Raw genomic sequence first — 13,441 nt, forward strand, 5'->3', positions numbered from 1 at the left:
CACAATTATGTACAATGTTCTGATAAACATCGATGTTATAGGTATGTTTGTCCCACGCATCCACATAAATACCCAACCTGTTTATATTCATATTGTGCACATAGTTTTTATAGATTATCCCGTTTGAACTCCCTTCCTTTGCATCAATACCCTCGCCTCCATTAGTTCCGGGACCTCCATGATGAACATGATTATTCATGATTTCAAAGGTATCGGTGCCAGCCACTGTAATGCATTCCTGCAGGCCATCGTTACATGCAAGCTCAACCTCATTACCATCAATAATTATGTTGGAACAAATCCAGACACCAATGCCGGAGGAAACCGTGTTATAGGTGTAGTTATTCTCGATTATGATACTATTTGACTCCCATGCAGAAATTCCAGTATCTGTAGAGTTAATCACTCTTAAACCTGTCACCTCGATATAGCTTTTGCCCGTGATATCAAACACTCCATACCAATCCGGTAATGGTATGCCGGTTCCATCAATTGTGACGGTATCGCCAGGATATGCAAGATATGTAATGTAATTTCCGGGACTTCCTGAATTCTGCGGTATAACCTGCTCATTGTAGATTCCGTCTTTGATGTACACAGTGTCACCTGCAATAATTGTATCAGCAGCTTTCTGGATTGTTAACCACGGTAATGATTCTGTACCTGGATTGGTATCACTGGATTCAGGATGATTTTGATCAACATAGTAGGTTGCTGCCCAACTCAAACATGGAATAAGTAAAATGATGAAAATTGATTTTGCATTAATTTGCATTATTCGCATATATATTATTCCTCTGAAAATGCTCCGGAGTCTTTCATCCAGCTGAATTATTCCAGTTAACTAAAATACTTTAAATGCAACCTACTTCTGAAAAGTGCTAACTGCAACACGCGTATTTTCAGGATATGATTATCCAGATCCCTAAGCAAGATATTCAATAAGGCTTTCGACCGCATCACATATTTCCTCAAGCCGGAGTTCCGACCCTTCCCGGGACGATGGCAGTTCTTTGATGTAACCCGGGACTGCCTTCTGGAGCCGAGGTCTTGCCTCATTAAACGCCAGTTTCAACTCGGAGGCGGCAAGCTCTGTGTCCTCATTGATTAGTCGGGGGTTGTCAATCGCGGTCCAGATGATTTCTAGAGATCTGAATGCTTTAGGCCAGTCCATCCACCTAGCTGTTCTGCCATCCGGGCAGAGGAATGCCAGCCATGAATTGTCTCCGAGGCTGTAAAGAGACTCCTTGCCGCTAACTCGTCTATTTAGTTTTCCCGACATGTACATCTCGGATATGGCATTGTAGATGGTCTTGGATGAGTAACCAGTAACAGCTGAGATCTCTGTCGGGTTTGCATCATCGTGGGTCAGCAGATAAGCAATTACCTCACACCTTGAGTTTACACCGAAGAGTGTTCTGAGCTTCATGGTCAGATTGGCTCGGAGATCTGGCTTGAAGTGCGCAATGGCTTTTCTGTACCTGAACTCCTGTCTGATGTATCCTGCCTTGCTGAAGGAAGTATCCGCATTTTCCAATTGAGGATGCGGGGAACCATCCTTAAGGCGGAAGAGGGATTGTTCCTTCAATGGTTTCGTCAGCATTTGCTCACTTAACCTTTCCCATTTTGATCTGGAGGCAGGCTTCATCAGCAAATGTGCGATGGCTGCAAGGAGGTTCTTACCTGCGAAGTTTTCACGTTTGTTAATGGTCTTGAGGCGTTGAACGTTTAGAAATCGCTGGTTGACCTTCAGCCATTCCAGCATGGAGTCGAATACTCGTGGTTCATACCTTCCGATGTTGCAGGTGAAAAGCACCAGGGCCTCGGGGTCCAGTATCCAGCGATCTGTTGGAGGGAGGTTTCCGGATATGCCAAGAGTAATCCACTGGGACCAGACAATATCCAGCATACGGTCCAGCAGCTGAAGCCTAAAGTCTTTCAGCGACATCGCCGTATCCAAGCTGTTCGAACATCGATATGAGAATCACTCTGAATCCTTCTGATGGATCGTGCTCCATGCACCACCTGGCTGCGCTCTCCATCTCCTTGGATGACGGCTCCAATGCTGCCAGATCATCAACATGGATACTTCCTCTATCTCCGTCGATGGCGGCATAGACCTTGAAAAAGATCTGATCGGTCCTGTCGATGAAGTAAACAGTTAGATGTGAACCGTAATCCCTCCTGTGAGCTCTGCTGAGGAGTCCAACAGGCAAACCGGTCTGAAAGAGTCCTCCCGAATCACTGCTGGGATCACTGTTAAGCCAGTGTTCAGGAAGTTTTAGCACGATGGCCACTTCGCGGATAGCTTTCTCCAGGTATATGGGAAAGGGAGTGGGGCTGATAAGACGCTCCATGGAATCCACAAGTGCTACAACATCGACATCATCGGTGGTCCTGGAGACAAGCCCCATAGCTATAAGAGCAGATCCTCCGCACACAACAAGCCTGACGGGAGGCTTATCCTTCAAACGTAGCCGCCCTCCCAGCAAGCTGAGGGCTGATTCAAGGTTCCCGTCACTTAGTATCACTTAACTTACTCCTAATAACAATGGTATTTGTTGTACCTATCATATATACAATAACTACCAGTGTCTAGTACCTTCCCGCATCATGTACAGACAAGTCTTAAGAGGAGGCTGAATAGTAGATGATAGTTAATACGTTCAGTGCGCAGCCGCAGAATTCGGAGACAGATGAAATGGGCTTCTTTATTCGGGAAGATGGGGAAACCTGGTAAGTAGTGGTCAAAACCAACTATAAGTCGGATTCATAGACCTTTATGATGTCCAAATTTCCATGTTTGGCAACTATGTCACACTCGCCTACGATTTAACCTTGGATATCGAATGACTTTTCTAGGATATTCAATGATCGTTGTGGATGTTAGATTCTTTCAACCTTTTAGGGGAGATGAAATGGAAGGTAATTATACACTTTATAAAGCGTTTCATCTTCCTGACAGAGATCCTTTCAGCTCATATTCCTGCGAGAATGAAGAAGAACTCAGTTCATTTTCCCAGATCAACTTATTCATTGGTCCAAACAACTCTGGAAAAAGTAGATTTCTTCGTGCTCTTTTCAGCGAGAAACCTCTTCCTTTCTCTACAACGGATTACGACGCACACACTTTTACATTAATAGCAAATGAAGCAAGAAGCGAACTCAGTGAATGTTTTGGTCCCTCAGTTGTCTCCATTGGAGAGATTGACAGGGCCTTTCTCGACTCAGTTGTAATTAACTTACCTAAATACATAGACCCTGAATCACCAATCTATGATCGGATTGACGAGAAACTTGCAATCATGTCGCAAGTCACTTCGGAACAAACACTTCGTACAAATACGACGATGGGGAGTAACGCAACACTTGCTAAAAACTTAAGTACAATGATTTCACAAATTGGGAAGCAGTACGTTGAGAAATTCTCTGATCTCGATTTCGAAAGACTTGGAGATGAAGCGAAGTTCTACATCCCAATACTGAGAGGATTAAGGGCGCTTCCTATCGAGGAAGAAGGGATAATGGTCAAGGGACCAAGTAAACTATATTGGAACGCAACAGTTCGGGACTATTTCACTAAAAACCGAAAGCAGAGTATGCTTGATGGTTTTACCGGGGGACAAAGACTGTCTACTGGTATGGAATTGTATGCCATGTTGAAGCATATGCTACTTGGTGACCCTGATAAGAGAGAAAGAGTAAGAAAGTATGAGCAATTCTTATCAGATAACTTTTTTGAAAACAGAGTAATCGCGTTGATCCCAAGAGAAGATGATGATATTATTCATATTCGCATTGGAGATGAGAAGCAACTACCCATACACGACTTGGGAGATGGACTCCAAACACTTATCATCTGCACATTCAACGCTTTTATGGAAACCGATCGTTGTCTGTTCTTTATTGAAGAGCCCGATACTTACATGCATCCGGGAATGCAAAGAGCCTTAATCAGAGCCCTTCAGTTTTGCCCTAAGCACCAATTCTTTCTTACAACCCATTCAAATCACTTCCTTGATATGACCATGGATTTCACGGATATATCTATATTTCAATTCAGAAAAACAGAAAGGGGACAGTCTCCAAAATTCGCGATCAAAGAAGTCTCTTCTCCAGACGCGAATATCCTTAGAGATCTCGGTGTCTTGAACTCCTCTGTGTTCTTAACAAACGCTACAGTGTGGGTTGAGGGAATCACTGATCGCATGTACATCAGAGCTTTCCTCCATAAATACCTGGTAGAGCTTAGAGTTACAAACAAAGAGGTCTTCGAACGGTTCTCTCTTGTTTTTGAGGATACTCATTATTCGTTTGTCGAGTACCAGGGTTCAACGCTTGAACACTGGACCTTTGATCCCGATAATGAGAACATACACAGAATCAAAGCAAACTATCTTTGTGGTAATGCAATTCTTATTGCAGATGGAGATATTACTAGTAAGAGAAGCGGGGAACGGGAGAAGTTCTACCGTGATTGCCTTGGCGAACAATTTATTGTGCTACCATGTAAAGAAATCGAAAATACAATTCCAGAAGAGGTAGTTAGAGCCGTAATAAGGAGCAAGTTCGAAGAGCATGGTGGTGATATATCGGATGTTAAGTATGGAGAATACTCCAGATTGAAGACCGATGGCCTAGGCAGATTCTTGGATAAGAGACTGAAGCTGAAGGACTCCGAGAGAGTCTTCTCCGAAGTATCAGGCACAATACGCAATAAACAGATATTCTGTAACCAAGCAGTGAGACTCATGGAAAGCCCTGATTTCGAATGGAATCTTCCAAAGTTATTAAGAGAGTTTTGCGAAAAGATTTTCACTTATATAGCTGAAATGAATGAGATGTAGCCAATTGCCTTTGATGCTGGATCATCTCGAAAAGGAGCCTTTAGTGAGCCTGCCCAAAACTGAAACCCGTCAGAAACTCATCAATGAGCAGCTCCATCTTGACGGTTGCAATCCTGACGACTCCTCCCAGATATGCAAGAAAAGCATGAGGTGATTGTACTCACCTTGTTATGCTCAATGAAAAATACTTGACCAGGATTAGAGTACGGATTATCAATGATGCATGATAAAATGCTTTCTGATCCTCTTTCTGTCTGCTATTCCTGCTCTCTGCGGAGAGTTGCGATTCGGTCCCCGAGTGGGTGTGCTCACTCCCGGGAATATTAGCGGTATATCCACTCATCCCGGTCCAGGTGGCTACTTCGGTGCTGCTGGAGAGTTTCCCCTTTCTTCACTGATCGCAGTAGAGCTTACAACAGGTGCAGCACTCGGAATGGGAGAACCGCTTGGGGACCAGCTGCCGGGATATCCATCTTACGATAACCATGATGCTGACTACTTTTCGACTGATCTTGCCCTTTCAGTGAATCCTGCTGTTCTCACCCTGGCTGCGGGTTTCGGATATTACTACATCCACATGGACTGGGAACAGGATCTGACCGGATATGACAGCGAATGGAAGACAGTCGAATTGAACAAGATAGGCTACCACTTCTCGGTTGGTGTGCATTATGAAAGGAAGATCGATCTAACAATGACTTTTCATTTTCCAGAATCCGGGAACATGTGGGGAATGATAACCCTGACCTTCCTGCCCTTCAAAGTTCAAGTTCTTTGATGAACGACAGGATCATAGTTAGTATTTAAATGCTTAGTGGAAGATCCTTAATTGTTCAGATACGTCAAAAAGAACCCTTTATCAAGAGCTTGAAAAGGGTACCTTGAACTGCTATAGCCAACACAAACAGGCCAGTGAGCAGTAGAGCTATTGTACTGCACGACAAAAACTGAAGTACTTTGCTTTTGATTTCTGCGACCAGAGGGCGATTTACAAGCCAGATCATTACGAACAAGGATAGTATCAGAACCGCATAAACAGCATGCAGAGCGAAGCCTGTGAAGTTAAAGTATACTTCAATCGTAACCAATGCTATTCGTAAAACCAACGCCCCACAAAAGAGAACCACATTTTGCTTGAACTGTATACTCATACTGTTGTCGCCCCCTAACAACCATTATGTCAAATTGCCCTGGTCGAAGAATCCTCTTGTGGTTTATCATGTATTCCGAAAATACATACTCAGTTACTGTTTGCAAACGGCTATCGCATATCTGCTCAGGGGACACGCAGCAGAGCCTGCATGTCCCCGGGTGGTTTTTGGACGTGCGTGCCCCGGGCTTGCGGAATTGGTTGTATATTTACTTCGATTGGAGAAATATGTCAGAAAACAGAGAGCTTCTTGTTTCGCTTGACAGAATTGAAGAGGAGATTGCCGTTCTTATTACAAAAGAAGGGCACATGTGGCTTCTTCCCGCGGATTATCTTCCAGAGCACTCGCGTGAAGGTGATGTTTTCAACGTTATTATTGAGAAGAACAGGGAAGAGACCGAGAAGCTTGCCGCCAGCATACAGAGCCTTCAGCAGAGATTGCTTGATCGAACCAGTGAGCGGAATAAGAGCGACCGGTGAAACCAGACATCTCAAACAAGGTTGGAAAGCTTGTCCTGGTTGCCACTCCTATAGGCAATCTGGATGATATGTCCCCACGTGCGGTTGAGGCGATTGAGAACGCGTCTGTTGTGTTTGCCGAGGATACCAGGAGAACAGCAAAATTTGTAACTGAAATGAAAAGACTGTACAGTTACCATGATCACAATGCTGCCGGAAGGCTTCCCCAGTTACTGGAATTTCTCCAGAATGGATTTACAGTCGCTCTTGTCTCGGATGCGGGTATGCCCGGAATTTCAGATCCATCGTTCAAAGCAGTCAGAATTGCTGTGCGGGAAGGATTCCAGATTGAAGTTATTCCTGGTCCAACCGCCGTTACCACCGCGCTTGTCGGATCCGGTCTTCCTGTGGACAGATTCGCGTTTGAGGGCTTTCTTCCAAGAAAAGTTGGAGCCAGAAAAAGAAAACTTGAAGAGATGTCGTCTTATGGTGGTTCAATAGTATATTTCATTGGTCCTCATCATCTCCTGAAGTATCTGGGAGAGATGCACGGGATATTAGGTAATCGACCTGTCTGTATCGCAAGGGAAATAACAAAAGTACACGAGGAATATATTCGAGGAAATATCTCCGATGTTATCAGGCGATTCGGTGACAGAAAGGTGCGTGGAGAGATCACACTTGTTGTTGGCGGGAAGGAACTCGATGAAGATTACTTTGATTGACTCTTCCGGTTCCCGTTCCTATTTTACAATGCTTTTGTAAAGCAATTCCCAGGAGGTTATTTGAACCTGGATAGTATTAGAAATGCTGGTAGAAATCTTCTGATTCCTATTATCAGACTACTGGTTTTTTTAAAGATAAGCCCGTTTGCAGTCACAGCACTGGGTCTTCTTCTTACAGTTGTTGCCTCGTGGCTTGTCTGGGACGGAAAGTATATTGCCGGTGTTGCGGTTCTCATTGTCGGTAGCATTCTTGATGCTATGGATGGGGAACTTGCGCGCAGGCAGGGAATAGAGAGTAAGGCTGGAGCGGTTTTTGATTCCAGCTGTGATCGTATAGGTGAGTTATTCATGTTTGCGGCTATTCTCGCCGGAAAAGCAGGAGCTGCTCATCATGAGCTGATTTACCTCGTGCCTGCCGCGCTTGGCGGCTCGTACATGGTAAGTTATGTCAGAGCCAGAGCTGAAGGAGTGAATCTTTCATGCTCAGTGGGGCTTGTCACGCGTACAGAAAGACTCATATTGCTTATAATGGGTCTTGTTGTTTCGGGATTATGGGACACAAGGGCTATAGTGCTTGCACTGGCCATATTAGCTGTGGGAACATGGTTCACAGCTGGTCAAAGAATGGTAAAAGTATTCAGGGACGGCAGGGAGGTTTCAACTGATGAGGAATAATCCCGTAAAGCCGTCTGCAATTACGTTTCAATCCCTTCAGGGAGGCAATGAATGTCCAAGAAAGTAAGAGTAGCGATAATCGGAGTCGGAAACTGCGCCAGCAGTCTTGTGCAGGGTGTGGAGTTCTATAGAAAAACCCCTGATCATGAGAAGGTTCCGGGTCTTATGCATGTTAACCTCGGTGGATATCATATTAATGATATTGAATTTTCTGCTGCGTTTGACATTAATGTTACCAAAGTTGGAAAGGACCTCAGTGAAGCGATATTCGCTGATCCCAACTGTACGGTTAAACTTTGTGATGTTCCTAAACTGGGTATTAAGGTACAAAGAGGGATGACACATGACGGTCTTGGGAAGTATCTGAAGGAAGTTATTGTAAAGGCGCCCGGTCCCACATCTGACATTGTTGGTATTCTCAAAAAGACAAAGACCGATGTTGTTGTGAGTTATCTTCCGGTAGGAAGCGAAGAGGCCACAAAATGGTACGTTGAACAGATACTTGAAGCCGGCTGCGCGTTTGTGAACGCCATTCCCGTATTTATCGCCAGTGAGGAATATTGGCAGAAGAGGTTCCGTGATAAGGGACTTCCCGTTTTCGGTGATGATATCAAGAGTCAGGTAGGAGCTACAATCCTGCACAGAGTCATGACTCGCCTTTACGAAGACAGGGGTGTAAGGCTTGACCGCACATACCAGTTGAATGTCGGCGGTAATACCGATTTCCTGAATATGCTTGAGCGTGAAAGACTTGAAAGCAAGAAGATATCCAAGACTAATGCGGTAACTTCGCAGCTCCCCGGCGGACTTGAACCAAGAAACGTTCATATCGGTCCCAGCGATTACATACCATGGCTCGATGACAGAAAATGGTGCTATATCCGCATGGAAGGTACCAGTTTTGGTGAGGTTTCACTGAATATTGAAGCCAAGCTTGAAGTCGTGGACAGCCCGAACTCGGCTGGAGTTATCATAGATGCGGTAAGATGCGCCAAACTCGCTCTGGATAATGGACTTTCCGGAGCCGTCGAAGCTCCGTCATCCTACTTCTTCAAAACTCCCCCCATTCAGTACTACGATGATCAGTGCAGAAGAATGACCGAGGAGTATATCACGGAGTATGGACAGAAAAAGCAGGAAAAAACGGCTTCTGAGAAAAAGTCAAAGAAATAGAATAAATCTTGGATAGAGATTCCGACGGTTCTACAGGCTGTTTCATCACCTTTGAAGGTGTTGAGGGAGCGGGTAAATCATCAAGATGTTCAACTCTTATCGATTCACTTGAGAAGAGTGGTATTGAAGTTGTTCATACCCGTGAACCGGGCGGTCCTTTTGCATCTGAGAAAATACGATCAATACTGCTTGATCCCGATCTGACAGTACCACCTTTGACCGAACTGATGCTGTATCTTGCTTCCAGAGCCTCGAATGTTGAATTGATCGTAAGACCGGCGCTCGAAGCGGGGCAGCACGTTATCTGCGAACGGTACTCAGACGCAACGTATGCCTATCAGATCGGAGGAAGGGGGCTTCCATCAGAACCGGTGAAGGAGTCGAACAGGCTTGCTACCGGAGGTCTTACCCCCGATTTGACAGTACTGCTTGATATTGACCCTGAGGAAGGTTTCCGACGGCTCAAAAGGCAAGGTCGGAAACGCGATCGGATTGAACTTGAGAATATCGCTTTCCACAGACGTGTCAGACAGATGTATCTTGATATGGCTAAAGTAGAAGACAGGTACTTTTTAGTAGACGCGACTTTGAATCCTGACCAACAGGACAAAATTATTTTAAGTAAAGTGATCAGTCTGATTGCGAGAAGATCGATCAAAACGGAGGAGAAAGATAAATGAAAAAGTTCCTGCCAGGCTGGGTGACAGTCATGTTCGCCGCTGGTCTTCTACTTGCCGGTGGATTGATAGTCCTTCCCTCCGCGATTGCGTATGACTCGGTTTCAACGAGTTCTTCCATTGAACTGTTCATGGAAGTATTCTCCAGAACTTCAGTAACATACGTTGATCCAGTTGAATCAATAGAACTGATCGAGGCTGCTCTCAGAGGCATGCTGGAATCCCTTGATCCGAACAGTGTTCTTCTTAATCCGGAGGACTACGAAAACCTCAGAATACAGCTGACAGGTTCCTTTGAGGGAGTTGGGATCACGATTGGAATCAGGGATGATTGGCTTACCGTGATTTCTCCTCTAGAAGGTACTCCCGCTTTTCAGGCAGGCATGAAAGCAGGAGATAGAATCGTAGAGATTGACGAGAACTCCACAGAAGGAATCACAACGGATAAAGCAGTGATGCAGATAAGAGGACCAAGAGGAAGTACGGTAGATCTCACGGTTGTCCGGCCAGGTTCACCAGATTCCCTTGAATTCGAGATCGTGAGAGATGTTATTGATCTTCCATCGGTCACTGCCGGATTCATGATCGATGATACTACCGGCTTTATTCGGTTATCAAGGTTTGGGGAAGAATCTGCGAAGGAAGTAAGAGCAGTACTTCGGGATCTTATTTCGCAGGGCGCTGAATATTTGATACTTGACATACGGGGAAATGCAGGTGGCCTGTTCTCAGCAGCAATTGATATTGCCGACTTATTCCTCCCTGCTGGAACTCTCATTGTTTCCACCAGAGGTAATGCAGTCGGAGAACACCAGTACTTCACTTCGAAGAGCCCCACTTTCACAGGAGAACTGATTCTTCTCGTTGATGGAGGGAGTGCAAGCTCGTCTGAGATTCTGGCGGGAGCTATTCAGGATCATGGCGCAGGTACTCTTATCGGAAACAGAACTTTCGGAAAAGGATCTGTTCAGACGCTGATAGATCTTGGTAATTTTCACAATCTTGGACATTACGGAGTCAAACTTACTACAGCGAGATACTTTACACCTGAAGGGAGAAACATAGACAGAACCCTGTCCGACGATTTCATGAATGGCCCCGAGGAAGACAGTCTTGCGGATTGGGGTATTCTTCCTGATATCACCATCGAATCTCCTGAAATCATCGGATCTCTGCCGGCGGAACTCATTATTGGATCGATGTTCTTCAGCTTTGCGACAGATTACGTTCTTGACCACGACATTCCAGAAGAATTCTGGCCTGATAGCACTTGTATGGCTGAGTTCATGCAATTTCTGGATGAAGAAGATCTGGAATGGGATCCCGGAGAATTTGAAGAAAATCTGTTTTATATCGAGAGAGCGCTATTTGCGGAGATTGCTGCACGAACCTATGACAGGGAGACCTTCTACGTAGCCATGACACCTCACGATGAAACGGTTCAGAGAGCGTTGGTGTTTTTTCAGGAAGGTGAGTAGTGAAGATAAAATTCGGTACTTCCGGCTGGCGGGGGGTTATTGTCAGGGAAATTGTGACATGCACTCCGTTGCGTGTCACTAGATTTCCCATGAAACTGGATTCGCCTGCGGATAGATTGCTTTTTTCGTCTAATGTATCAGAGGATACATTATGAAGATTAAATTCGGTACTTCCGGCTGGCGGGGGGTTATTGCGAAGGAGTTTACATGGGAAAAAGTAAACCGTGTTGCTGACGCAATTGCAGTTCTTCTGCAGCGGGAGGGGCATAGTAGTATTGTCATAGGTGGAGATTGCCGTTTTCTCTCACCTGAACTTGCAGAATCCACAGCCTTACGAATGTCAGAATATGGTTTTCATGCAATACTCGCAGATCGTCCCACCCCAACTCCGGTTCTTTCTCATGCATGCAGACTTGGCGGACATGGCGGAGTAATAAACTTCACTGCAAGCCACAATCCTCCATTGTACAATGGTATCAAATTCTCTCCCTCACATGGTGGACCTGCAGGAGATGAGACTACCAACGTGATAGAGGAACTGATTGAGAAAGAGATACGTCCCTCAGAAGGAGCAGGATCGGTATCAACTGATGATTTACTCAGAGCCTATACTGGAACGATTCTGGATTACCTCGATGAAGATATTTTTCGGCAGGGCGGTTTGAGGGTTGTTTATGATGCTTTTTCCGGGGCCGGCTCCGGACTTCTTGATCGAATACTGGTTGATCTTGGCGCCGCAGTAAGAGTCATCAACGGGAAGCGTGATCCGCTCTTTGCCGGAAGGCAGCATCCCGAACCGGGAATAGCCGGAACAGTCGACCTTGCTTCACAGGTTATAAAAAGTGGCGCGTCTCTGGGAATTGCGACGGACGGTGACGCTGATCGCTTTGGACTAATCGATGAAAATGGATGTTTCGTTTCCCCTCACGATTATTTGCCGCTGCTTCTGGAATACCTGATCAAGAAGAAGGGAATGAAGGGTCTTGTACTCAGATCAGTCACAACTGGAAGTCTTATTGACAGAGTTGCTCATGCTCACAGCCTGGAGATTGAGATTACTCCTGTTGGATTCAAGTATCTTGGAGGAAGAATGCTTGAAACTGATGTTATTCTGGCAGGGGAAGAAAGCGGCGGGCTTTCAGTAAAGGGTCATATTCCTGAGAAGGATGGTGTCCTGGCCTGTCTTCTGGCGGCTGAAATGGTATGTGCCAGAGGAAAGGGGCTGGCCGCACAGCTTGAAGAACTCTGGCTTAAGTACGGCAGAGTACATGTTTCAAGAATTGACCTGAAGCTTGATGACCGGCTGAGAGAATTCCTGATTGAGCATTTCTTTGAATCGATTCCTTCGGAAATCGCGGGAAGTTCCGTCAAATCAGTTGATCATACTGATGGAGTTAGATTTCTCCTTGAGAATGATAGCTGGGTTCTTATAAGATTGAGTGGAACTGAGCCGCTTGCAAGAATCTATGCCCAGGCGGATACACCGGTTGAAAGAGACAGACTGTTGAATGCGGTGATTGAGGAAACAGATGCACAGGGATACGCTCAATGAAGATGGACACCTCTTCACTGACTGTCAACATGAAAAGTCTGTCTCACGGGATCAATAAGGAAAGATTTGAACTTCCACTCAGGGAGATCGACTGGAACATAGAAAATGTAGAACCCGGAGACGGTCAGGCGTTCATAGATCTGGAAGTTGATCTGCAGGACAGGGGTATTATCTGTCAAGGCATTCTGGATGCTGTATTTACCACGCCCTGTGCCAGATGCCTTGAAAAAGTGAGTTTTGCCATTACCGAGGAGATCTACAGAGTCTATTCATGGGACGAAAGTATCTCTGATGATCTGGATTCGGAACCCGTTATACTTGGGGGAGGATTCAGCATTCTGGATGCTGTCAGAGAAGCGATAATTCTGTCAATACCTGGGAAGCCGCTCTGTACACCGGACTGCCGGGGAATTAGTTATATTTGAGTATACTTTGGAAAGTTGACCATTTTTTTATACATGAATACAGTTACATCCTGTTAAAGCGGGGAAAGAGAAGGAACGATGCCAGTACCTAAAAGAAGACATTCATCAACCAGACGAGATAAACGCAGAGCTAACGATGCTCTGAAAGCTAAATCAACAAGCCATTGTCCTCAGTGTGGTGAACCAAGGCTTCCGCACAGAGTTTGTAAACATTGTGGATTCTACGATGGCAGACAGGTTATAGAGCCGGAGGAGAAGTAATCATCTGCAGTATCTTTTC

14 protein-coding genes are annotated in these 13,441 nt (G+C 45.3%); 11 read left to right on the forward strand and 3 right to left on the reverse strand.

The window, feature by feature from the left end; genetic code table 11:
- The 3 genes from K8R76_00630 to K8R76_00640 form a co-directional block, all read right to left on the reverse strand.
- Nucleotides 1-598, reverse strand: a 598-nt coding sequence (locus K8R76_00630; protein MCD4846677.1) for a right-handed parallel beta-helix repeat-containing protein, incomplete at its 3' end; no start/stop codon positions are given.
- Nucleotides 599-925: 327 nt separating this feature from the next.
- Complete coding sequence (locus K8R76_00635) at nt 926-1,948, reverse strand: hypothetical protein (protein MCD4846678.1); 1,023 nt, start codon at nt 1,946-1,948, stop codon at nt 926-928.
- Complete coding sequence (locus K8R76_00640; GenBank protein ID MCD4846679.1) at nt 1,929-2,471, reverse strand: hypothetical protein; 543 nt, start codon at nt 2,469-2,471, stop codon at nt 1,929-1,931. Before K8R76_00640 ends, K8R76_00635 begins: the two co-directional genes overlap by 20 nt.
- Before the next feature lie 399 nt (nt 2,472-2,870).
- Here K8R76_00640 and K8R76_00645 point away from each other — a divergent pair, with 399 nt between their 5' ends.
- From K8R76_00645 to rpmF, 11 genes are all read left to right on the forward strand, one after another.
- Nucleotides 2,871-4,847 (forward strand): ATP-binding protein, encoded by a 1,977-nt coding sequence (locus tag K8R76_00645; protein MCD4846680.1) that lies wholly within the window; start codon nt 2,871-2,873, stop codon nt 4,845-4,847.
- 223 nt (nt 4,848-5,070) lie between these two features.
- Nucleotides 5,071-5,625, forward strand: a complete 555-nt coding sequence (locus tag K8R76_00650) for a hypothetical protein (GenBank protein MCD4846681.1) — start codon at nt 5,071-5,073, stop codon at nt 5,623-5,625.
- A 600-nt stretch (nt 5,626-6,225) separates the two neighbouring features.
- A complete protein-coding gene (locus tag K8R76_00655) occupies nt 6,226-6,477 on the forward strand; it encodes a DUF3006 domain-containing protein (GenBank protein MCD4846682.1) in 252 nt (83 codons plus the stop codon).
- Nucleotides 6,474-7,181 (forward strand): 16S rRNA (cytidine(1402)-2'-O)-methyltransferase, encoded by a 708-nt coding sequence (gene rsmI / locus K8R76_00660; protein ID MCD4846683.1) that lies wholly within the window; start codon nt 6,474-6,476, stop codon nt 7,179-7,181. Before K8R76_00655 ends, rsmI begins: the two co-directional genes overlap by 4 nt.
- A gap of 60 nt (nt 7,182-7,241) precedes the next feature.
- Nucleotides 7,242-7,856, forward strand: a complete 615-nt coding sequence (locus K8R76_00665; protein MCD4846684.1) for a CDP-alcohol phosphatidyltransferase family protein — start codon at nt 7,242-7,244, stop codon at nt 7,854-7,856.
- A gap of 51 nt (nt 7,857-7,907) precedes the next feature.
- Nucleotides 7,908-9,029 (forward strand): inositol-3-phosphate synthase, encoded by a 1,122-nt coding sequence (locus tag K8R76_00670; GenBank protein MCD4846685.1) that lies wholly within the window; start codon nt 7,908-7,910, stop codon nt 9,027-9,029.
- 8 nt (nt 9,030-9,037) lie between these two features.
- On the forward strand, nt 9,038-9,709 hold the full coding sequence (gene tmk / locus K8R76_00675) for a dTMP kinase (GenBank protein MCD4846686.1): 672 nt from the start codon (nt 9,038-9,040) through the stop codon (nt 9,707-9,709).
- Nucleotides 9,706-11,184: a S41 family peptidase gene (locus K8R76_00680; GenBank protein MCD4846687.1), complete on the forward strand. Its 1,479-nt coding sequence runs from the start codon at nt 9,706-9,708 to the stop codon at nt 11,182-11,184. Before tmk ends, K8R76_00680 begins: the two co-directional genes overlap by 4 nt.
- 151 nt (nt 11,185-11,335) lie before the next feature.
- Entirely contained in the window at nt 11,336-12,736 is a 1,401-nt protein-coding gene (locus K8R76_00685) for a phosphoglucomutase/phosphomannomutase family protein (GenBank protein MCD4846688.1), read from the forward strand.
- The gene (locus K8R76_00690; GenBank protein MCD4846689.1) at nt 12,733-13,161 is read left to right on the forward strand and encodes a DUF177 domain-containing protein; all 429 of its coding nucleotides are present in this window, start codon (nt 12,733-12,735) and stop codon (nt 13,159-13,161) included. The genes K8R76_00685 and K8R76_00690 overlap by 4 nt, the downstream gene beginning before the upstream one ends.
- Before the next feature lie 78 nt (nt 13,162-13,239).
- Nucleotides 13,240-13,422 (forward strand): 50S ribosomal protein L32, encoded by a 183-nt coding sequence (gene rpmF, locus K8R76_00695; GenBank protein MCD4846690.1) that lies wholly within the window; start codon nt 13,240-13,242, stop codon nt 13,420-13,422.
- Nucleotides 13,423-13,441 lie beyond the last annotated feature (19 nt).

Origin of the sequence: Candidatus Aegiribacteria sp. (assembly GCA_021108435.1) — a bacterium.
Lineage (GTDB): Bacteria > Fermentibacterota > Fermentibacteria > Fermentibacterales > JCC-6 > Aegiribacteria.